Origin of the sequence: Mesorhizobium shonense (assembly GCF_040545255.1) — a bacterium.
GTDB classification, from domain to species: domain Bacteria; phylum Pseudomonadota; class Alphaproteobacteria; order Rhizobiales; family Rhizobiaceae; genus Mesorhizobium; species Mesorhizobium shonense.
In genome coordinates this window covers 65,327-87,852 of record NZ_JBEPLM010000007.1, presented here as the reverse complement: position 1 = coordinate 87,852, position 22,526 = coordinate 65,327, and the positions used below count along the sequence as shown (strand labels likewise).

Below are 22,526 nucleotides of genomic sequence, written 5' to 3'. Positions count from 1 at the left end.
CTACAGCCCAAACAGCCGGAAGCTGAGACGGCCGGAGAGCTCGCGCACGGCATCCAATTGTTGCAGCCGGTCGAACAGCCGCCGCGCCGCAAAACGCGACAGGTTTTTCGTCGTCAACGAGCCGGAGAGGGCGTCGTCATTAAGCAGCAGGAAAATCACCTCGCCGGCACCCTTGGCGCGCAGTTTTGGCGCCACCGCCAGGAGTCTTTCGGTGCGGCGCGACAGCTCGCCGGCCAGCCGGCAGGCCCCCACCGCCGCTTGAACCAGCGCCAGGCAAACCGCGCGCTCAAATCCTTCTCGCCCGGGTCGGATGCGCTTGCCGCCACCGGCCCCGGCGCGGAAGGATGGGCCAAAGTCCTGCGCCATCAGCAGTGGCAGTGGCAGCGGCCGCGGCCAGCGCAGGCTTTGCGCCAACACCAGGTCGGCGAGCCACCAGGCGAAGAGCTCGCAGTCAGGCCCCATGTCGACGACGCGAGCGGCGAACGGCGCCGGCCGCTGCGAAGCCGCGAGTTCTTCGACGCTGTGCAAAGGTCGGCGAGCGCCCCACCGTCCCAGCGCAGGCCAAGCTGCTTGAGGGTTTTGGCCAGCCAATCAGCGCTGGCGGCGGGCGGCTGCACGGCCAACTGCCGCCAGGCGCCAGGGATGGCGCCAGCGGGCCCAGGATCGGCGCCGGCCGGGCGCAGGTGCCAGGCATCACGCAGGGCGACCGCATCCTCGGCGCGGCCAGCGAGCCGCATGCTGGCGGCGGCGCATTTGAGCGCCAGCCGCTGGCGCCAGGCGCCAGACCAGGGAGGTTGCGCCCGGGCGAGGGTATCGAGCGCGGCGAGCGCGGCGCCGGCCTGGAAGGCGGCGTCGATGTCGCTTGTTCCAGCACCCCAGTCGGCAATCACGATCGAGGTGGAAGTGCCGATCCGTACCTTCTTACTGACAGTGAAGGTTGCGGGGACACGCAAGCGAAGCCGGATGGCGGCCCCGACTCTGCAAAGCTTGCTGTTTTGCGCTCACTTTGGTGTCCGGTGCGGCGACCTACAACGCTGAGAGAAAGACTTTGCCAAGGGTGCGGGCCGACCCGTTCAGTGTCTCCCAGCACCATGCCATGGAGACGCCCGCTCATGTGCGATATGTATCATTGGACGATCAAAGGCGGCCTCGCCAAGAGCAACAGCCGCTAAACCGGCGCGATTGAGGATCGTCAACGAGCCGTGGTCGTATTGGGTCAAATAGCGCCGTTCCCATTCTCTAAGGCAACGATTGACTTTCGCTCGAGAAGCCGGGACCATTGCCGCCAGGTCGGTCTGCGAAATATCAATTCTATCCATTGAAGTCATTCCGCGCGGGCTCTCTGTCAATCGCAAGAGCGTGGTCGCCAGTCGAGTGGATAAGGCACTGGCCGCAGTGTGGATCACCCGCTCTTGCGCTTCGTGCGTTGCTTCGCACAAATGCGGAATCACCTTTAGTGCGAGATCGGGGTGTTTGTCGAAGATCCTAGCCATGAAGGCTACTTCGATTTGGAGCAAGTCGCTGTCAACAATTGAAGCAGCGTTCATGTTGCTCGGGCGCCTGCTGAACAATCTAGTCAGGTCGAAAGTGTTACCCGGGCCAAGATCTGAAAAGATGAATTCCCGACCGTCCGGAAGCGGAGCGCTAAGTCGAATTTTTCCTTGGATTATGTAGTAAACATAACGCGGTATATCGCCAAGGTGAGTTAAAACTTTGTCCTTGGGAATCCTTCGAACGATAGCCACTTTGGCCAATTCGCCAAGAATGTCTTGCCCAAATTGCCGAAATAGACATATTTCACAGAGCTGTCTGAACCGAAACTCATTACTATTCACTGCCATGGCTCCTGCCCCTAGAGGGTAAGCGCCCCGGTCCCTAAAGCGTTGCCTTTGTCAGCTCTTAGAACGAGTCCGAATTCCAAGCCGTTCTCGCGCAATCGCGCAAGCCAACAACATTAGCAGATTAGCATATCGGAAAATAGTCACCCCGCTGTGCCCGGGGTAACAGCGACATGCCTCTGAGGGCGTTTTAATCAAATTTGATCGATTGGAAGCCGGCGGGGACAATCCTTGTGGGATGGCATGTGTGCCATCACCCAAGAATGGGTGCGGACACAACAAGATCCGGGATCCGTCTCGATGCGGCATGCACCAACCCAGGCGTCGCGTGCGTTCTTGAACCGGAGCACGCAACCGCTCCGGCTCCCTGTGGGAGCAGTTTTCGTGTTTCTTGCAACTGCCGATTTCCTCCTTGGAGAGACGGTCCTTCTTGCCTCAAATGAGGTCTATCATAGGCACCTCGGTGTGAACCTGCCAGATATTTGGGAGACGATTTATCTAAGCGTTACCGCCGGCATACTGCTTGTCGCGTTCATTGCCGCCAGAGGCGCCTACACGGTTAGTGGCATCCTGGACGATCACCGCATGATCAAAACACTCTCCACCGGGTGGCTGTTCGTTTTCTTTTCAATTCTCTGGCTCGCTTTTCTCACGAAGACTACATCGACATTCTCGCGCGGCTCCTTGACCCTGGCGTTTGCGGTCGGATTCCCAATCCTGCTGCCTGGCCACATTGTTTTAGCGCGTGCGCTCAAACGGCTTCTGACCGCTGAGAGGCTCGTCTTGCGCACAGCTTATCTGTTTTATGTTGGCGTTCCTGGAATAGAACAGGGAATAATCGGCAAGCTCGGGCAACAGGGCATCGCGGTTTGCGGTGTTTCGAACATTGAGAACCGGGACGGCACCATCGCAGCGCCATCGGTGCGTGCCGCCGTCGCGGCCGCACAGGCTGCGTTCCGTAATGGCCAGTATGAGGCAGTTTATCTCTTTTGCTCTTGGGACCAGCAGACGTTGATCGAACGCATCCTGGACGAAACATCCCGCCTCCCGCTGCCGATCTACCTTTTCGCCGATGCCTACACAGATAAGATTCTGGCCGGATCCCCGCTCCACACCGGCTGGCAGCGAGCCTTCGAAGTCCAGCGCGCGCCTTTGACGCCTGGCGAACGCCTGCTGAAGCGGTTGTTCGACGTTGCCTTTGCATCACTCCTTCTGCTGTTCCTATTTCCGTTGATGGCCATAGTCGCATGTGCCATAGCGATCGAGAGCGGTCGCCCAGTGCTATTCCTGCAGACGCGGCGGGGTTTTTGTGGCAAGCGGTTCAATATTTACAAGTTCCGATCCATGACCGTGCAGGAGAACGGTGCGGAAATTCGCCAAGCTCAGCGTAATGATGGGCGGGTTACCCGACTTGGCCGAGTATTGCGCCGCTCAAACATCGACGAGCTGCCGCAGTTGTTCAATGTGCTTCGGGGGGAAATGTCGCTGGTGGGGCCGCGACCCCACGCCGTCGCCCATGACGATTCCTATAGCAAGATTATTGCGAGCTATGCTTATCGCCATCGTGTGAAACCCGGTTTGACAGGCTGGGCTCAGATCAATGGCTTTCGAGGGGAAACGAGGGAGCTGTGGAGGATGGAAAAGCGCGTTGAGCATGACCTGTGGTACATAAAGTCCTGGAGCGTGCGCCTCGATCTTAAGATAGTTTGGACAACCGCTTTACTGATGCTTTCTGATCACGATGTTTATTGATCTATAGCAGCTTCTTAGCCATGGATATTTGTAGTCCATCCTTTCGATTGTACGCACAGTATTATTTTCGATGGTGGGAGCGATTCCGACGGCGAATGAGTATGTCGAGATTCGCGCCGGTCCAGTCGCCGGATCTCTATGATCTTTGCCGTTCCATTTCCAGTCCGCCCTTCAGTGGAATTGTTGGCGAAGGTGCCCAAGACCCCGACGCTGCCGGCGAATGGCGTCGTTGTCATGACCCTTGTTGGCGTACAGGATCGGCGTCGCCCGGCACCCACCCGAGAGGGATTGCCTCCGCCGTGCAGTCGGCAACCCCGCCGTCGGCCAGCGGGAACGCGATCGGCCGGCATAGTCCATCGGTCTGGGCGTCGATTTTGGTGGTTGCTTCGCCTCGGGATCGACTAATGGCCTGCTCTTGCCCCGACTTTTTCTGCCCGCTGGGCAACGATGCGCGCGCAAGGCCGACGCAGGGAACCCTTTTGTCCTGACCTCGGGGAAGGGCCTGCTGACGGCGCTCCGCCTTCAATAAGAGAAACTGCGCAGCCCTATGAGCTTTTGCTTGACGGCACCCGGTTCTCGATTTCCTTTAGGATGTTGGTTGCGCGTGCGATGCGGCTGTACTTGGCCAGAAAGTCCGCCTTCGCCTGTCGGCCAAGCTGATCCCGAAACACCTTGCCTTTGCGCAGGCGCTGAAGGGCTTTGACCCAGTCGGACGGGTTGTCTGGCGACACGAGGACGCCGTTGACGCTATCGCTCAAGACTTCACGGATAGCTGGCAGGTCAGAGGATACTATGGGTTTACCATGCGCCATATATTCGAAGAGCTTAAGCGGCGACATTCCCTCAGCGATATTGCTACCGCCGCCTTGGCCCTGCACATCTCTGAGATAGGGCGCGATTACAACATCCATTTCAGCCAAGTAGGCATATGTCGCGGCGTGGGGGACATGGCCGTGAAACACGATGTTCGGGCATTGGGCTAGCTTCGATGTCCAATTTCCTATGTCGTCAGGTGTTCCCCCGACGATATGAAAGGTCGCCCAGCCGCATCGAGGCGCAATAGCGCGTATTATCTCCATGCCCTTTCCCTTATACAGATGCCCGACATAGCCAACCTTGAACGTGCCGGTGAGGCTGCATTTCTCCGCATTCGGTGGAACCGGATCCGCTCCGTTGGGCGCGATGAAAAATTTTCCCGCATGTTGAGGAAAAAGGCAGATGCTGTTGTCCCGCAGACGTTGCGTTGTGACGACCAGCATGCGGAATGCCACTAGGCCTATCAGTTTGAAAAGGCGCTGGCGCTGACGGCCGCTCAAGCTGCCAATCGGATCGTGAAGTTCAAAAACGGTCGCGAACCTGAAGAGTCCCGCAGAAACAAGCGCTACGGTAGCCGAGCGTGTAAAGATGACATGCGGCTGCAGCCAGACCGCAGCAAAAAGCGCCAACGTCGCAAAAAAAAGCTCCCTTCCGGGCACAGGCCAAAAGGGCACTGGGAGAACGCGGAATGGGAACTCGGTGTCCAATCCGTATTCGCGCGCGATCTTTTCATAATGATCTTTTCTATTCATGGAGGCGCGTGGAACGGCCAGGAGGACCTCCGCACCTGCAACCCGAAATGCATGACACATCTTTGCGACTTGTACCGCATTGGCGGCCAGCGACGGGACTTGTGCAGAATGTATATAAAGAAGCCGCATCCACAAGCCTACCTTCACGCTTCGGCTATGGCGAAGCCAAGATGCTTCTCGGGTCAGCCTCCGGAGACATCGCGAACAGGCGTTCAGGGACATCACGAACAGTTTGCCATCCTATCGGGAGAGGGCATTGAAGTCCACGATTTCCATTTTCTGATGTCTGAACCAGCCATAGAAGACGTCGTCTGTGCAGCCGGGCCGAGAGCGACGGACTTGCCGGCGCCAGCCTTGCTGCAGGCGTATGGAGCGGGCCAGGGTCACGCTTTCCCGGAAGTTCCAGGCCAAGCCAGGCGACTGCCGCCGCGATGCCCGCGGTCGTCCGAGGCGACGGCCCAGACGTCCCTTCCGCCCGGCCTTGAGCATGTGCAGTGGTCTCGACCATGAACGGACGGGTAGATGGCGAACGCAATCCGTCGAACGGCCTCGGTCTCATAAAGGCTCTCGGTCCCGCACCCCTGGTCGCGGCGCCAATCATGAGCACTGAGGGGTCACTTGCCAGGCGAGAAATGTGATCGCGAAAGCTGACAACGTTTCGTGCGCTGAGATTCGCAGTTCCGAAAAGCCGTTCCTTGGTGATCCTCGGCCAGTTCGGTCGCCTCTTTATGAGCGAGATGCCGCTTGCCGTCAGGACATCGGCATGCCACGAGACTGCAAGAGAAATCGATCAGTGCGGGTTGACCACGCCCCACCGGATAGTCAGCCGTTTGCGTATCAGGGAGCTCGGATTTCGCCTGTGTTATAGTCCTTCCGACGCGGGTACAGAATAATTGGTATTGAAGGATTGAACGAAGCCGCTAACGCGGCATTTGGCGGATCGGTTTGCGGGTGACGCTTCTGTTTTGAAGGATTGCGGCTGTTGAAGCGCAATCTCGAGAACAGGAGCAATGAGATGGTCGAGTTGAGCCCTCTTCGCCGGCGCATGATCGAGGACATGACGATCCGCAATCTGTCGCCGGCCACCCAGCGACCCTACGTGCATGCGGTGGCGAAGTTTTCGCGCTCCTTTTGCCGCTCCCCTGACCGGCTTAGCCTTGAGGACGTGCGCGCCTTCCAGGTGCATCTGGTCTCAACGGGGATTTAGTGGCCGGCGCTGAACCAGACGGTGTGCGCGCTACGGTTCTTCTACGGGCGTGACGTTGGGCCGTGCCGAGATCCCGGAGCGCATTGCCTACGCCCGCTTACCACGCACGCTGCCAGTGGTGTTGAGCGCCGACGAGGTAGTCAGGTTCCTGGAGGCTGTGCCGAGCCTGAAGACGCGCACGGCCCTGACGACAGCCTACGCTGCTGGCCTTCGCGCCTCGGAGACTGTCGGCCTAAAGGTCGGCGACATCGACAGCGGACGCGGTGTCATTCGGGTCGAGCACGGCAAGGGCGGCCAGGACCGCACCGTGATGCTGTCGGCGCAGCTTCTGCGCATCCTGCGGATTTACTGGCGGCTGGCGAAGCCGCAGGACTGGTTGTTTCCCGGGCGCGGCGCCGATCGTCCTATCGATGTGCAGGTGTTGTATTCGGCCTGTCGCTCGGCGCGTGCGGCCGCCGGCATCGACAAGCGGGTGACTGTCCACACGCTCAGGCACAGCTTCGCCACGCATCTTCTGGAGAACGGCACCGACATCCGCATCATCCAGGTTCTGCTCGGCCACAACAACCTGTCGAGTACGGCGCGCTACACCAGGGTCTCGAACGGCCTAATCCGGCGCACGACGAGCCCGCTCGACCGGTTGAACGTCGAGGTCGTGCCGCCGGTCTGATCCGGTCCCGCCCATGCCGGCGAGACAGGAGGTGGCGGATATCTTCCGCCGCCATGGCGAGGCGTATCGACAGGCTCTCGGGCGCGTCGAGCGCCGCACGATGAGCGCGATCGAGCTATGCCGGACCGCCGCACTGGGCGGTCATGTCGAGGGCTGCCGCTCCTGCGGGGCGATCCGCGTGGCCTACAATTCCTGCCGCAACCGGCATTGCCCCAAGTGCCAAGGCCAGGCCTGCCGGGACTGGCTCGCCGCGCGACAGGACGAGCTTCTGCCGGTCGCCTACTTCCACGTGGTGTTCACGCTGCCGGTCGAGGTCGCCGCGATCGCCTTCCACAACAAGACGGTGCTCTACACGATCCTGTTCAAGGCGGCGGCCGAGACGCTGCGCACGATCGCCGCCGATCCCAGACATCTGGGCGCTGAGATCGGCCTCATCGCAGTGCTGCACAGCTGGGGTCAGACGCTCACCTACCATCCCCGCCTGCATTGCATCGTGCCGGGCGGTGGTGTCTCGCCCGACGGCACACGCTGGATCTCGTGCAGGCCGGGATTCTTTTTACCCGTGCGCGTGCTGTCGCGCCTGTTTCGACGCCGCTTCCTGGAGGAACTGCGAGTGGGCCATGATGCGGGTTGGCTGGGCTTCTTCGGCGATCTCGCCCACCTGGCAAAGCCCGATGCCTTCGCCCGCTTGCTCGCCGAAGTCCGTCGCCTCGAATCGGTCGTCTATGCCAAGCCGCCCTTCGGCGGGCCGCAACAGGTGCTGGCTCATCTCGGCCGCTACACCCACCGCGTCGCCGTCGCCAATTCCCGCCTGGTCAGCATGGTCGACGATCGCGTCGCGTTCCGCTGGCGAGATTATCGTCATGGCGCCAGGACGAAGGTCATGACGCTCGATGCCCATGAGTTCATCCGCCGCTTCCTCCTGCACACGCTGCCCGACGGCTTCCATCGCATCCGTCATTACGGCTTCCTCGCCAACGGTCATCGCGCCGCCAAGCTCGGCCTGTGCCGCCGACTGCTGGCCAGCCAGCAGAGCAATCGCGAACCGAGTGCCGAAAGCGCCGCTGTCGCCGCCGAGCGCCTGACGTTGACGCATCGCTGCCCATGCTGCGGAGGGGCGATGGTCACGCTCGCCACCTGGCGATGCGGCCAGGCGCCGCCGAACCCCTTCTGGAATGACACCTCATGATCACGCCGGGTGCGTCCACATCATCTTGTTCGGCACCCGTCGCCATGCGCGCCGGCACCCAGACCTTTGTCCCACCGCACCAAGCCACAAGCAGCCAACCCGGCGATAGAGGCCACTGCTGCCTGTCTGACGACCCACGCCATCACGGTTTTGCCTTCCGCCATGCCGTCCATCCCTGTGGTCGAACCGCGAACGCTCTTCATCGACCCGGCAAAGACAATCCCCACCGCTCCTCCAGGCTACAATCCCCATAGCGCCAGACCGACCCGCAGCTTCGCTCAATCCGGCTTGCAATGAGGTCCGACAATCAGCCGGCTCGCTCCGTCGAGCATGCGGACCTCACAGAAGCCTCCAGATTCCCAGACCGCCGCATGAGATGATTCGAACTCTCGCCATTCCGCCAGCTCTTGAGGGGTCAGCAAGGCCTTTTGCGCATGGCGCGGTAGAACAATAGCTTGGCTGCGCGGCGCACCTGCGGTTCCATGGCCCTCGGCAGGGCGCAAAGAAAAATGTAAATGTACACCCGCCAGGACCATGGATCGTGCCGCATCGCGCGAATGAGTAGGCGCGCTCCGCGCTTCTTCTCGCCTTGAGCCACACAATCATTGCCAGCTTTTGCATACAAGCGCGCGTTGCGCCGGCGCGCGAGGTGCGCGAGCTCCGGCCGTCGCCTGACCCATTCTCGCGTGAGGTGTTCGGCTGCAGGCAGAAGCGCATCGAGCCTGCGGGTTGTGTTCGAGCCATGGCGCCGTTTATAGACGAGTGCTCCGGCCACATGCTGAAATGTCCAGCGCTCAGCTACGCGCATGCAAAACTCCGTATCCTCTCCAACCCTGAGCGTCTCGTTGAACAACCCGATATCTTCGACGACCTCCCGCCGCATAACGATACTGGAAGGTACAATCGGCCCATCAAGCAGAAAATATTTCGGCAGCGTATCGCTTTGATCCGCGCGATAGCGGCCAACGGCGACGTGTAGAGCATCGGAAAGATCTGGAGCGGAAAAGTCGACTAAATCACCATAAACGAGGCCTGCCTTGCAGCCATTGCCAAAGACGTCCAATTGACGTTCAAGCTTGTCCTCGGCCCAGAAGTCATCGCCGTCGAGAATTGCAACAAAATCACCGGTAGCATGTTTGATGGCAAGGTTCCTTGCTGATGAAGGCCCGATACCCGCCGTCGTCAGGACATGTATGCGCGGCTCGCGATCAGCCAGCGACGCAATTACTTCCCTTGAGCGGTCCGTCGACCCATCATTGACAATGATGATCTCTTTGACGTGGCTCGAGGCGGTCTGATTGATCACGCTTTCCACTGCCTGCACAATGAAGTGTTCTTCATTGTGGCATGTCAGGATAACCGAAACGCTCATCTCGCGCTTCCTGGCAAGGGGCGCCCCTCAAATCGGGGATGCCTCATGCTCGTGGGGTGCCTCCCCAGTGCCTTGTGCAATGATAGGCAAAGCCCGTGCCGCGTCAATTCCGGCAGTAGCGAGACAAGGATCAGCGTGACGAAGGCGCGTGTGCCGGAGGCTTCAGTTCCAACATAAACGGCGCAGGGAACAAGGAGCACGAGGGGCAGAAGCCGTGCCTGGGCCGCTCCGATCAATCCGTGATGAAGTGCCAAGTTTACAACACGGGCTAGCCGAATCCATGCGGCGAGCCATATCAGAATGTAAAGGCAGAGCCCAATGATGCCGTTCTCGGTGAGAATGCGTTGAAATTCGCCATGTATTTCCAGCCGCAACTCGTCAGGAAGATTGCTGAACTCCGTATCGACAATATTCTTAAATTGATTCGTGCCCACGCCCAGTAGTGGATGTTCGGAAATGAGCTGTCTGGACAAAGTGAAGGCAAACGCGCGCTGGACATTGCTCGGCGTATCTCCAGGGGCATATTTCCCCGTCGCGACCAGATATTGGTATTGTCCCATCCTCAGCGGATGGAGGATGGTCTGCGATTGCTTTTCAACATAGGCGTTATCCACCATGGTCGACAGCACGAAAAGACCCATGAAGCCGGCGGCGATCGCCGGTACCATGGCAGCGAGCCGTCCCCGCGCCAGAAGCGCAGTGGTCAGAAAGAGATAGATCAAAAGCGCCTTGCGTTCGCCAGATAGCACGAGCAGGGGAAGTATCCCTGTCCATACAATCCAGAGGGTAAGCCGCTTGACCCGGTTGACGAAGATCAGCAGTCCCGCGAGCGCAATTGGAACAAAGGTGAACGCGAGCCTTGGATCGTAAAGATGCTTCCAACCGATCAAATAGCCATGAGCCACATGCCAGGCGATCGTATAGGCGAGGATCATCGCCATGCCGATAAGCAAGATGTTGACGGCCTTGTCCGTCTCGAGCCGTCTGGCCTCCTGTGCGAGGGCGAACGCAAAGGCGCCCACAGCGGACATCTGTAGCAGCTCGCGCAATCCGTTCTCTCTGTCTACGCTGAAGGCCGAGACGATGTCCCAGCCCAAGAAGGACAGGAGCAGCAAGAAACCGGCTGAAAATGCCAAATTTCGCCAACGCCCCGTCGCCAAGCCTGTGATGAGCGCTAGCAATACGAGCAGCTCGAACGGACGCAGCAAAACAAGACTCGTCTCGAGCCTGATTGGCAGGAAGAGGCTCAGTATCGCGAATGTGAGGAGATAACGCATCACAAGCCTCTTCGCGGCGCGACATTTGTTTTAGCGTGTTCTCTTTCCCGGCGACAGAACTTTGTGGATGTATCAATGCCAGCGGGCTGAGAAAGACATCGCCTTGCTCGAGCCCATGGCGTCATCGTTCCGCCCGCCGTCTCACGAGTAATGGGAACCGCGATGCCGTACTGGATGGGAAGCCTGGCACCATGTTTCCGACCGCAATCTCTTGGAAATGCGATAACCCTGCGGACAAGGCGGTTATGAGGGGCCTCGTCGTGCCTATGGGGAAAACTCATCCTCCTTGCCTGCGGTTTCGGGTTAGTTGGCAGCAGGGCTCACTAGGCCGGTCCGACGGAAGTGATGATGATCCTGACGGCGCGCAATCGATGCGGCCTAACGGACGGTCTTGCTTTCCGGGGTCCACGCTTCTGGCTGGTCGAGCACAGAGACCGCGCGAACATGGCAGCGAAGCTTATGCCCGACATCCCTTGAGCTGAGCTCATAGCTTGTGCCGGTTTCGCCCACGATCGGAATGCCGTCACGATACCAGAGATACTCTATTTGGGACGCAATCACGTTCGGCGCGACGGTCAGCGCTTGGCCCGGTGACGCTTTGCCCGAGAAGGCCGGCAATGCGCTGAAGCCCGGCGGGATCCTAGCCAGATCCGCTTCGGTCTGCCGGACCTTTATATAGTCAATGACCATGTCATAAGTCTGCGACGGGTCCGGCTGAGCCTGACCCTTATTTTCGTCGTAAGCGAAATCCACCATGATGTATTTTTTCGCTGTGAGTTCCGGCGTCGTCGGAACGCGCGCCACTTCATAGCCGTCGATCACGAAATAGCTGTAGTCATCCTCGATCCGCGCGTACCAAGTATGAAATTCGCCATCGTATATGTCGATCGTCTCGGGGAAGCCATTCGATGGATCGATTTGATAGCCGGCGATTTTCCGGTGCACGTCATGTGCCGCGACTTGCGGATCTGCATAGCCGAGTCTGGGCTTGTGCACGTGCTGGCTGATGTTGATATAAGCCCCATCGAGACCGTCATATTCCCAAAAGTCCGTCTCAAGACGATTGCGCGTCCGCCAGAATAGATGCTCCTTGCCATACGCCCAAAAGGCAGGAAAAAATCCGGGACGGGGCGCTGCGATCTTCGGCAGTCTGGCGCGGATCTCAAAAATCCCCTTTCCCCAACACCGCCCCTGGCCATTGTTGTTCACGGATGAGAACGCACCTGTTCTCCAGCGGCCGTTATTTAAGAGCCGGAGCGCCAGCGTATGGCTGGCGGGGTCGTGCACATATGAGGAGGGCGACGCCGAGATCCGCTGGGCATCAGCGTCAACACCGATACCCGCTAGATGGGTCGGCGCGTACCAGATGCTGCCTTGCGCGCCTTTGGAATCATCGACAACTGTGTTGGAATCGAAGTCGTCAAGAAAAACCGTTGTGTAACCGCTGATCGGGGACGCCGCCTCGCCACGATGAGCATATCGCTCATTGCCGATGGCTGCCCAGGATGCCCAAAAGGCTGGATCGAATGCGTAACGCGCCGGTTTGCTGTTCGCGTCCACGGCTGAAGGAGGACTCTGGCGATATTGATGATCGTCGGGCAAGGCGGATTGCCGGCCGACGCGCCACATGCCCCATCCCATCAGCATGTCGATCTGCGAGTCATCCAGTTCGCTTTGTCCGATGATGACGCAGTCGATCGCTACATCGGCCCTCATCGGATCGTTCACGTCGCCCATGAAGCTTTGCGATTTCATCCGGTTGGAAGCCAATGCATAAATGGTCTGACCGGCTGTCTTGACCCCATTCACCACGGCCTGCATCACGAATCCGCGGCGGTACCCGACCATGACATTCCAGTCGCCAAAATCCGTCGAGCATTGTCCTTCCTCGCTCTTGAGCTTGCCGTCATGGAGCTGCGAAACGAATGTCCCTGCCCTGGGCTTAAAACAAACCCGAGGCTGGCGGTGCAGCGAGCCGCCCTCTGCTCCATTGACGCAAAGAACGGAAATATTATTGGCAACGGCGTTTACCGCCGAATTGCACCGGGCAATCACGACCCACCAGCGGTGAAGGTACGGGGCATCATTATCGACCGCCCATGCTAATGCCTGTTTCGTGCCCTTCTCGAAGAGAACGCCGCCATTATTCGGAAGCTTTGTTGGGCGCAGACTGGGCTCGGCTTGCACCGCAGCCACCGGCTTCACGCCGCCGGATTGCCACGAGGCGACTTCGCCGTCGGCTAGATCCTCCTGAACCCACGATTTCACGATCATTTCCGGAGGCAGATCGAGGTGCCAGGAATCAGCTTTCGGCTGCGAGCCTGGCTCCGAACCGGCGGCGCGAGCGTCTCGTCCCGGGCGACCGGTTGCAGTCAGCACAAGCGCGGCGCATGCGGCCCGCGCCAGATCCCGGCGAGAAATGCGGTTGGTCATTGTCGTGTGCCAATAGCCTCTGGTTTCGGGGCGAGAGTCCACCGTGGACCCCCGTTACCCGCTATTGCGCTTCTCTCCTCGCCTGCCCGCGGCATATCATAGAGCCGCGCTTCGTCGTCTCGACGACAGGCGGCAAAACGCGCCTGATGGAAACCAGATGCTGACCGCCCAGATGGTAGGGGACCCGGTAAAAATGCGGGTCGCGTGCACTACGCAAATCTGATCCATTTCGCTTTCCTGGGTGTCAGGGATTGCAGGACCTTCACACCATATTTCCCGAAGAGGAGCGACGCTCTCAGATAGAGAATGGCAACGGACAATGTACCTGTGACGAAAAGCCCGGTCGCGAGCACAAGATAATCGGGCCATCCGGCGAGTAGCATTTTGACCGAAGAGCCGATGGCGAACACGACAGCGGCGAACGCGACGGGCGGTACATGGACGAGCGCGAAATCCAGAGCTGACAATCCCGTCATCCGACAAGTGATTGCCGCATACAGAAAGAAGCTAATCGCAATGGCACCAGACACTGCAAACGCCACCACATTAACGCCGTAAGGCGCCGAAAAGAACGCAAATGAGGCGACCAAAGCCATGTAGATGAGGGCCATGGAGGCCGTTCGATAACTTTGGCCAGTCGCGAGCGTCACGGCTCCGCACACTCTGTAACCCAAGCGAAAATAAATTGCTGCGGAGAATATCGTTATGGGAACGACGGCATCCATCCATTTCGGGCCGAGGACTGTCAGAACAAGCTCTTTTGCAAAACAGCACAGAAACGCGCTAGTCGGTATAGAGAGCGCAGCAGTCAACGCATACCCCTTGAGCTGAGCGCTGCGTAGCCGTGCCTTATCATGCTGAACCTTCGCAAGGATTGGGAAAACTACGCTCTTGTTCAGATTTCCGAACAGATTTGCCGGCATCGCGATCAGATAATACGATCGTGAATAAATGCCAAGCTCTGTAGTACCGATCAACCGAGCGACAATTACATTGTCGATATATTTTGCGGTGAAGGTCGATATGCCAGTCAGCGAAAAACCCAGGCTCTGGCTGCGGATATCGCGATAAGACTGCAAGTCGAAGCCTGGCCTGACGAGGTATTGTCGAGCCGCAAAAATATAGATTCCTGCAAGGATGAATGCTTGGGCGATGCAGGCGATCACCAACGCCCAATAGCTCAGTCCAAGATAGGCGAGCGGAATAGCCAAGCCGACATTGGCGATGATCCAAGCCGCCAAATTCGCAGTCGAAGACAATTTGAACTTCAAGTTCCGAGAGAGAGCCGCCTCGGCCACGAGATTGAATGCGTTTGCGAACATGCTGAACGCCAGCACCCGGCTGACAAGCTCGAGTTCCGGCACACGAAAGAAATCGGCGATCGCGCCTGCGAACACCCATTGAAGCACAGCCAGGCCTGCGGCGATGAGCAGCGAGAGGAATGCCACTGTTCCCATATGGCGCTTTTCGAGATCGCTCCGCTGGATCACGACTTGCGACATACCAAGATTGGCAATGTTATTGGCGATGGCCACGACGATCAGCGCAGCGCCGACAACGCCGTATTCTCGCGGGGAGAGCAGGCGCGCGAGAGCCGCCGTGACCAGGACATTCAACAAGGTTCGGGTCAGCAGTGCGCTCCCCGACCAGGAAAGTCCCCGGGCAGCCTCGCGTGTCAAATTCCGGTGTTCGTTCACGGGCTTCGACTCTAAGAACAATGCACTTGACTGCAGCCGGCTCAAGGGAACGAAAAGCAATCACGGCAGCACTGGTTCACTGAAACCGACTTGTTACCTCCAGTAGCAATCTGCGTATTCCGCTGCCGCGCGCAAAATCGAGAAGCCATGAGAGAAATGGCAACCGCCTGCGCGTCAAGGCCGCCCCCCGCATGAGAAGGCGTTCCAGACGGAAGCCGATGAGGCGTTGGACTGCATTATAGTGGAATTCGATCTCTCGTCTCTTCTCGGGCGAAAGTCCCGGATAAGGCTGCCAGGACGCCTTGGCCGCTTCGAGGTTGAACGGCGGAAAGGGCGGCAGAGCGAATTCCCTTCGTAGCCGCTCCATGCACGGTTCCAGCCTGGAAAGAAGAGCGGCCCTTTCGTCGGGAGCGAGATATTGGTGATTATTGTTGGTGCCTGTTATTCTCTTGTCTACCATTGCGTATACCCTACGCTCCAATTTGCTCTCTGAATAAGGAATATGCTCATTTCTAGCGCGCTTATATTCCAGAACATCTCGGCTAAGCCGCTCGTTTGCACGAAGATGCGGCTGCGTGAAAGCGGAGATATCCCCAATACCAAGAACATGTCTCACGAAATCATCGATCAGATTTGGCAGCGCCGCTTCGTATGTGCGTACCGAACAGGCGCGGCTCCCAAAGACGTCGCGCCAGATGGATAGATAGCTATGGTAGTCCAGAATATCATTAATTGCGTTGAGAAAGTCGATAACATCGCCGGTAAGAAGATCTCCCCGCTTCACGTTTTGATTGTACAGAGATTCGAGATAATGATCGGGTCTACGTACGTAGCATAGTACGTGGCATTCTACATGGCCAGGGATTGCGGCGCGCAACCGCTCGATGAGATGGCGCTCTTTTGCAAGGGCCTCCGCGCTCGTTTCCTCGGTTTTAAAGCGCCGCAGATACCGAACCATAGCATAAAGATTTTCGGAGCTTGCGATGATTGTGTGTGCTCCGTTTCGCTCTGCCTTTCCCAGGTTCTTGAGAAGGAAATATCGGAATTTCTCCGATCCATCTTTTAGAAACGTATTGGCAATGCTGTTGAAATTAAACTCATGAATTGGCGAGGCGTAGCATATACCATGATCGCCCAGCCCTTTTCCATTTGCGGACAGGAAATGCTGTAACGCAGTGCTTCCCGTTTTATGCGTGCCAATATGAAGGATGAGCCTCATGTGATCTTCTACCCGCACGTTTGAGCAAAACGAAAGCCAGCAAAGCTGGCATCAGCCTTGAGACTCCGCCACGTCGGCCCGCAGGCAAACTTAAGCGGGCTCATGGCAATGCTCTCTGCATAAGCGTGGCGTGGAGACTCATTTGCTCTCGGGCGACCCTCTCCATGCTGAAGCGCATTGTGATGGTGTTCACGGCTTGCCGTCCCATTTCATCGCGCTTGGTTTCCGACAGGCCAAGCGCGCGAAGGAGTAGTCCGCAAAACTCCGCATGCGAGCGAGCCAAAAAGCCGCTGCGCTCATGCTCCACAATGTCGGACGCACCGCTAACGTCGGTGATGATCGGCACTACGCCGCAGCTCATAGCCTCGAGCAGCGCGTTTGACATGCCTTCCGAGGCGGAGGTGGAAAGATAGAAGTCAGCCTCCCACAGAAAGGGAAAGACATCTTCGATCGCGCCGGCGAATATAACCCTGCCTGAAAGGCCCAGCCGGGCCGCCTGTTCCTCAAGAGTGGCACGGCACTGGCCGTCGCCCAGGATAGTGAGTTGCGCCTTTGCCTCGGCTGGAAGTGTCGCGAACGCATCGATCATGTGCTCAAGGCATTTTTCGGGGTCGAGGCGCCCAAGGCAGATAAAGCGTCGGCTGCCATCGGCGCTCGGCTCCCAGCGCTGCTCGCGGGGCAGCTCAATCCCATTGGGGATCATATAAATGCGATGCGCGTCGATGCCATGTCTCTTCAGATCAGCAGCGATTTGGCGACTATTGGCGATGAAGGCCGTGACGCGACGCTTGATCAGTGCGGAGGCCCAACGGCCGATGATTTTCTTTTCCCGCACAACGTCGAGATCGAAACACCGTCCGCCCCGGCCCAATTTTGCGATAACCGGTTTGCGCAGGAGGGCTCCTGCCAATGCCGCCGGAACGGCGTGAAGTCGGGCATGGATGATGTATACGACATCGAATTCACCGCGATGGCGCAGCATCCAAATTGCAACCTGCCCGCACCACGACAGGAACGACAGCATACGCCGCCCGCCTAGATTGGGCGCCGCGCGCAGGCGAAGGCGCTGGATGGGCACACCGTCGATGAAGGACCTCTTCGGCGTCGATCGCGACAATCTGGGTGCCATGATGGTTACGGCAACCCCCCTTTCAACCAGGACCCGGGCAAATCGCCGCGTCTGATGCTCGGCGCCGCCATATGACTCAGGAAAATAGGTTGGGAGCACCAGCAGAACCCGAGCTTCGGCTGGCGGGAGGTTTTCTCTTACAATCATATCCATCCGCCGAACAACGTTCCTCGAGACGATGGCGGCCACCAAGATTACAACTCATCCCACTTGCAAAAGAGAAGGTGCCACTCTTTTATCGCCTTTCAGGGCACCGAACCTCTTATTGTCTAGAACAACGCACGGTGCCTTAAATGCTATCCATCCGATAACCTACCGATCGCAGTAAAGCTGAAGATCTAACCCCTTCATCGCGGAAGCGCTATATTTCGAGCAGGACGGCTTGTCGACACTCCCTTGCTTGCCCGATGCTGGTCAAGAACTTTGCGGTAAATGGCATCGATCCGCTTGCCCATCAGCTTGGCGCCCCAGTTCGAAAGATCGGTCGCCGCGGCACCTTGGGCGAGGCAAGACAGCGTTTCACGATCCTCCAGCAGGGCCGCAATGGCGTCGGCCATGGCTGCCAAATCGTGCGCGGGTGTAATCACACCGTTGATCCCAGGACGCAACACTTCGCGAAGACCCGGCAGATCGCAAACGACACAAGGCTTGCCGCCGGCGAGATATTGCATGACCGCGCGGGGCAATCCCTCCCGCATGGAACAGAGCAGGCAGAGATCCGCCAGTGCGATCAGCCGCTCGGGGTCGCTTCGATAACCGGTAAAGACAACTCGGCGCTCTAGCCCGAGCGATTTGGCCCGCGATTCGACGACCGAGTGAAGCGGGCCGTCGCCCGCGAGCACAAGCACCGCGTCGGGCAAGCGGGCCTCGGCCTTCTTGAAAGCATCCAGAAATTCCGTGTGTCGCTTGCGTGGCTCGAATGCTGCTATCATCAAGAGCACCGGCGGCCGCGGGGCGCCTGGTGTCAAGCGCAACAAATCGCGCCAATCATCGGGCGGACCGGCGTGGCGAAAACGATCGAGATCGAATCCGGAATGGACGACATAATGTTTGTCCGGACGCCCCATTCCTGCATTCAAGCACAGGTCACGGATGCCAGCGCTCACGCTAATGAACGCACTGGTGACTGGCGCTGCCAGCTTTTCCAAGGCGAGATAGGCAAACCGCTCGGCAAAGCCGACATTGACAAAAGGCACGATATGCACGCCATGAACGATTGCTGAAACTCCCGCCGCCCATGCCGCGAAACGTCCGAGAATGCCTGCCTTACTGGTGTGCGTATGCACGATGTCAGCATTCAGGGCCCGGATTGTCCGGGTAAGCGCCAACAACGCCCTCAGATCGGAGGCGGGCGAAATGGACCGGGTCAAGGCCGGGACAGCAATGAGTTTCACCCGCGGATCAACTTTAGCCATGATTTCCGGATGGACCGCCTCGCCATGCAGCAGGACAACATCATGTCCTCGTTGCGCGGCCCAATTGCAGGATTGGACTGTATTCTCATCAGCACCGCCATTGATGAGACGGGTAATGACATGGACGATCCGCAGCCGGTGCCTCATGTCGATCTTTGCTTCCGCATCCCGCGCTTTCATATCGCCGCACCGATCGCGCTGGACCCAGCAGATTGCTAGGTTCGTTCCCATGCCCAACCAACACATCGGCGCGTGCATGCCGCATGCCGAACACCCGGAATCCTGTTATGTCTCTTCTCCTTGTTTGGAAGGAGGGAGTCATCCAGTCGGTCAGATTGAGCTTATTTAATTTAAATCCCTCAGAGACATGTCGCTGTTACCCCGGGCACATCGGAATGATTATTTGTGGTCTACTATTTCTGCTGTAACGCGGTTGCACGAACTGAGAGAGATCCCCCGACCCGCATCATCGGTCTCACCACAAGCGTTGGAGAATTCCTCACACACGATCGGGCAGTATTGAGGGTACAAGATAATCGGAAAACTTCCACAATCACATGCGAATTCTTTACTTTATCTACGGATTCGATCCAGGTGGCGCCGAGCACGGGCTGCTCACGTTGCTGCAAGCGGGATTTTTCAACGGCCACCAGCTGAAGATTCTCGCCTGTTGCCGCGGTCGTGGGGGGGCACTTGCCGATGAAATCGCCGCACAAATCGGACAGCACAATCTTATCCTAACTTCGCAGCGTGAAGAGGCTTCCTTTCGCACCTACGTGGGCACGTTCTTTGTAACTTTGCGCCTCATCCGCGAGTGGCGGCCGGATATGGTTGCGTTGTCGCTCAAACAGGCCAATCTCCTGGGACGGCTTGCCGCGATGTTTGCTCCCTGGGTGCACTGCGTTTCATTCGAACACACCAGCCGCTACCGCTACCGCTCCCGACGCGCCGCAGCCGTTTATGGCCCTGTGCTCAAGGCGTTGTCCTGGCGCGTCGATGAAATCTGGGCTGACTGCGAAAGTACGCTGCAGGAGACGCAAGCATACTTCCTGCCGCGCAAGCGCCGGTCGCATATCGTGCCTCTGTTTTGCTCCCATGAGGCTTCCAGCCACAAGCGCGATTACGCGCTTCACACACCCTTGCGCCTTGCTACTGCCGGACGGCTTATCCCGCTGAAGAACTTTGACCGCCTGATCGAGGCTATCCGAATGCTCCAAGATCGCAGCGTTTCTGCAAGCCTCGATCTTTACGGCGACGGGCCGGAACGGCAGGCGCTTTCGCGCTTGGCGGATGAGTTCGGCATTGGAGATCGCGTGCACTTCCATGGGTATGTCGCGCGCTGGTACGAGCTAGCCGGTGATCGTGACATCTTCATCAGCCTGTCCGATACGGAAGGGTTTTGCATCGCCGTCGCCGAGGCGATGCTTGCCGGCCTTCCGGTGATCGCGACCGACGTCGGCGGTATCCGGGATTACGGGATCGATGGAGAGAATATGCTGAAGCTTGCTGTTCCCTCAGCCGAGATGGCGCTGACGCAGGCACTGGTGCTTATGGGCGATGAAACGCTCCGCAAGAAAATCGGAATACAGGCACGACAGGATATGCTGCAGGCCTATTCGCCGGGTGCTTTGCGTGTCCGCGCTTCGGCGGTGTTGGGTGGCGGAATTTAAGGGCCGGCATAAGCCACGCTGAACGTGAACTCCGTCCGACGTGGTTCTCGACCTGACTTTCTCCAGCCTGATGGACAATGTATTGCCGAGATGGCCTGGTCCAGCACGTACAACACCCTTTCCTTGCATCTCGAAGGGGGGAATGCTTGCACCACAACTAAGTCTTGTAATACTTACTATAGCGCTCTCTATAAAATTCCGCACTACCGAACTTTTGATACATCCTGACTCTTTTCGTATCGACCTTGTTAAGCAGAACGCCTATACACTTTTCCGCAAGGATCGGATTTTTGTTGAGGCATTCTCGCACGAATGTACGAGCGGTCTCACCCCATTCAACAACTAGGACAAGTCCGTCGAGGTGCTGGACAAGCGACCTCACATCCGCGACTGGAGCCGACGGGGGCAAATCAACGACGACGTAATTGAACGTAGAGCCTGCCTTGAGCAGAAAGTCGCCCATTTTCTCGATAGGCTGCATCGTTTTTGCGAGCTTTTGTTGGCTCTGGTTCACTCCGGGCAGGAACCGCAATGGCAATGATCGATGGGCCAGCAAATCTGTCGCATTGAAGTCTCCAGCCAACAAGTTGGCCAGGCCTCGTTCCCAACCATTGGCTAACATCGGCGACAAGCCCGGATTGTGGATGTCAGCATCGATCAACAGCGTCCTACAACGCTGTATAGCAAGAACCAATGCAAGATTAGCCGCGACCAGCGATTTCCCTTCTCCCGGGAGGCAGGAAACAATGCCAATCGCCTTGGTGCTCTTCCTTGGTAACTCGACATCAACAGCGACTTTCACCGATCGCATCGCTTCGGCGAATTCCGAGTGCGGATGTTGCTCTACCCAGCTGAAAGCGCTGTTCCCCACCTCGATGAATGACGGCTCTCCGTCCGCAGGATCACGCTTGTTCCGACTAATTGGCTTCCCGTCCAGCAATGGGATCATTCCGAGCGTGTCAAGTCCGAGCTCATCGCGCACTTGGGCCGTCGTGCGGAAAAAGCGCTCCCGGTATTCCCGAATTCCGCCCAAGCCGGCGCCAATCATGCCGCCGAGCATGACGCAGATCGCCAACACAAGACTACGGTTCGGAGAACTCGGGCTGCTGGGGTATGGTGCCTCCGAGATAATCCGCGCCTCTGTCAACGCCATCGACAAGTTCTGTAGGCTCGCTTGGTGCTGCTGCAGGACCTGTTCATATTGCGCCTTGAGAGAAGACGCCTCAAGTTCGAGCTGGCTCAAGGTAACCAGCGTTTCCTTGGTCAGCGTGTTGTCTGTTCGGAACTTTTGGACTGCGAGCTCGGCGTCGACCGATCGCTTGCGCACCGTCTCGAGCTCTTCCGCCAATGCCCCGCGGGCTCGGACAATCGACTCGTCTTTGGCTTCGACTTGGTCAGAGATATAGATTTCGGCATACTTACTGGCTATTTTTTGCGCCATTTCGGCTCTAGGCGACCAAAATTGGACTTGCAGAATGTAAGTACCGCTTACACGATCAACCGTTGTATTCTCAGCCAGAATGCCAAATGCCTGCCATCGAGGATCGGGTGCTGGCGCCGCACTCGATTTCACCGTTGCTGGCGCCTCATCTTGTTGGGAACTGCCGACGAATGACCGCACCACCCGGGCGACCAATCCTGTAAGAATATCGCGCACCGAATACGGCGCTGACAAGAAAGAGCGATCGGTAGCAAGACCGAGGCTGTCAACGACCTTTAGCCCGATGCGATCGGAACGCAACAATTCGACCTGGCTCAGCATCATCGGGTCAAGCTGTGTGGAGCTTCCGCTTTCTGTTAACTGGGTTACGACGGCTGGCTGGTCCTTGTCGATTAGGATTCTGGCCGTCGACTCGTACAAGGGCACTTCGACCCGAAGATAAACCAGCCCCAGCACAAGGCCTGCGAGCGCGCATGCCAGGACGAACCCCAACTGCCGTCGCGCTGCCGCCACGAGTGTTTCGAGATCAATCGTTCCCGCCTGAGGATCGCCGAATATGAAGGCAGGATCCGGGTGTCGATTTTCAACTTCGCGGAGCATAAGCCTTCAAACCCGTGGGATGAGACTGGCAGCGGCTAGGGAGTGACCA

At 58.1% G+C, this 22,526-nt stretch carries 13 protein-coding genes and 2 pseudogenes; 4 read left to right on the top strand and 11 right to left on the bottom strand.

The features are described 5' to 3' along the window. Together ABID26_RS18995 and ABID26_RS18990 are read right to left on the bottom strand one after the other, a co-directional pair. Positions 1-890, bottom strand: a pseudogene (locus ABID26_RS18995) (DUF1403 family protein). 183 nt (positions 891-1,073) lie between these two features. Next, a complete protein-coding gene (locus ABID26_RS18990; protein ID WP_292374062.1) occupies positions 1,074-1,841 on the bottom strand; it encodes a Crp/Fnr family transcriptional regulator in 768 nt (255 codons plus the stop codon). Positions 1,842-2,222: 381 nt separating this feature from the next. On the opposite strand from ABID26_RS18990, the gene ABID26_RS18985 reads away from it, so the two are divergent. Further along, on the top strand, positions 2,223-3,590 hold the full coding sequence (locus tag ABID26_RS18985) for an exopolysaccharide biosynthesis polyprenyl glycosylphosphotransferase (protein WP_292374061.1): 1,368 nt from the start codon (positions 2,223-2,225) through the stop codon (positions 3,588-3,590). A 545-nt stretch (positions 3,591-4,135) separates the two neighbouring features. Here the strand turns inward: ABID26_RS18985 and ABID26_RS18980 are convergent. Next, positions 4,136-5,287 carry a glycosyltransferase gene (locus ABID26_RS18980; protein ID WP_292374059.1) on the bottom strand — a complete coding sequence of 384 codons (1,152 nt, stop codon included), beginning with the start codon at positions 5,285-5,287 and terminating at the stop codon, positions 4,136-4,138. Between the two features lie 886 nt (positions 5,288-6,173). On the opposite strand from ABID26_RS18980, the pseudogene ABID26_RS18975 reads away from it, so the two are divergent. Together ABID26_RS18975 and ABID26_RS18970 are read left to right on the top strand one after the other, a co-directional pair. Further along, positions 6,174-7,035: pseudogene (locus ABID26_RS18975) on the top strand (tyrosine-type recombinase/integrase). Positions 7,036-7,048: 13 nt separating this feature from the next. Then, positions 7,049-8,224 carry an IS91 family transposase gene (locus tag ABID26_RS18970; RefSeq protein ID WP_292374057.1) on the top strand — a complete coding sequence of 392 codons (1,176 nt, stop codon included), beginning with the start codon at positions 7,049-7,051 and terminating at the stop codon, positions 8,222-8,224. Positions 8,225-8,639: 415 nt separating this feature from the next. Here the strand turns inward: ABID26_RS18970 and ABID26_RS18965 are convergent, their stop codons facing one another. The 7 genes from ABID26_RS18965 to ABID26_RS18935 form a co-directional block, all read right to left on the bottom strand. After that, positions 8,640-9,596 (bottom strand): glycosyltransferase family 2 protein, encoded by a 957-nt coding sequence (locus ABID26_RS18965; RefSeq protein ID WP_292301935.1) that lies wholly within the window; start codon positions 9,594-9,596, stop codon positions 8,640-8,642. Next, positions 9,593-10,873, bottom strand: a complete 1,281-nt coding sequence (locus ABID26_RS18960) for an O-antigen ligase family protein (RefSeq protein WP_354416042.1) — start codon at positions 10,871-10,873, stop codon at positions 9,593-9,595. Before ABID26_RS18960 ends, ABID26_RS18965 begins: the two co-directional genes overlap by 4 nt. 378 nt (positions 10,874-11,251) lie before the next feature. Beyond that, positions 11,252-13,306 carry a hypothetical protein gene (locus ABID26_RS18955; protein ID WP_292374053.1) on the bottom strand — a complete coding sequence of 685 codons (2,055 nt, stop codon included), beginning with the start codon at positions 13,304-13,306 and terminating at the stop codon, positions 11,252-11,254. Between the two features lie 209 nt (positions 13,307-13,515). Further along, on the bottom strand, positions 13,516-15,003 hold the full coding sequence (locus ABID26_RS18950) for a lipopolysaccharide biosynthesis protein (protein ID WP_292374051.1): 1,488 nt from the start codon (positions 15,001-15,003) through the stop codon (positions 13,516-13,518). Between the two features lie 76 nt (positions 15,004-15,079). After that, positions 15,080-16,222 carry a hypothetical protein gene (locus tag ABID26_RS18945; RefSeq protein ID WP_292301943.1) on the bottom strand — a complete coding sequence of 381 codons (1,143 nt, stop codon included), beginning with the start codon at positions 16,220-16,222 and terminating at the stop codon, positions 15,080-15,082. A 100-nt stretch (positions 16,223-16,322) separates the two neighbouring features. Further along, a complete protein-coding gene (locus ABID26_RS18940; RefSeq protein ID WP_292374272.1) occupies positions 16,323-17,540 on the bottom strand; it encodes a glycosyltransferase in 1,218 nt (405 codons plus the stop codon). Between the two features lie 158 nt (positions 17,541-17,698). After that, positions 17,699-18,946 (bottom strand): glycosyltransferase, encoded by a 1,248-nt coding sequence (locus tag ABID26_RS18935; RefSeq protein ID WP_354416041.1) that lies wholly within the window; start codon positions 18,944-18,946, stop codon positions 17,699-17,701. Positions 18,947-19,323: 377 nt separating this feature from the next. Here ABID26_RS18935 and ABID26_RS18930 point away from each other — a divergent pair, with 377 nt between their 5' ends. Next, a complete protein-coding gene (locus ABID26_RS18930) occupies positions 19,324-20,436 on the top strand; it encodes a glycosyltransferase (RefSeq protein ID WP_292374049.1) in 1,113 nt (370 codons plus the stop codon). A gap of 157 nt (positions 20,437-20,593) precedes the next feature. Here ABID26_RS18930 and ABID26_RS18925 read toward each other — a convergent pair whose 3' ends face one another. Next, positions 20,594-22,477 (bottom strand): Wzz/FepE/Etk N-terminal domain-containing protein, encoded by a 1,884-nt coding sequence (locus ABID26_RS18925; RefSeq protein WP_292374047.1) that lies wholly within the window; start codon positions 22,475-22,477, stop codon positions 20,594-20,596. Between the last annotated feature and the right edge of the window lie 49 nt (positions 22,478-22,526).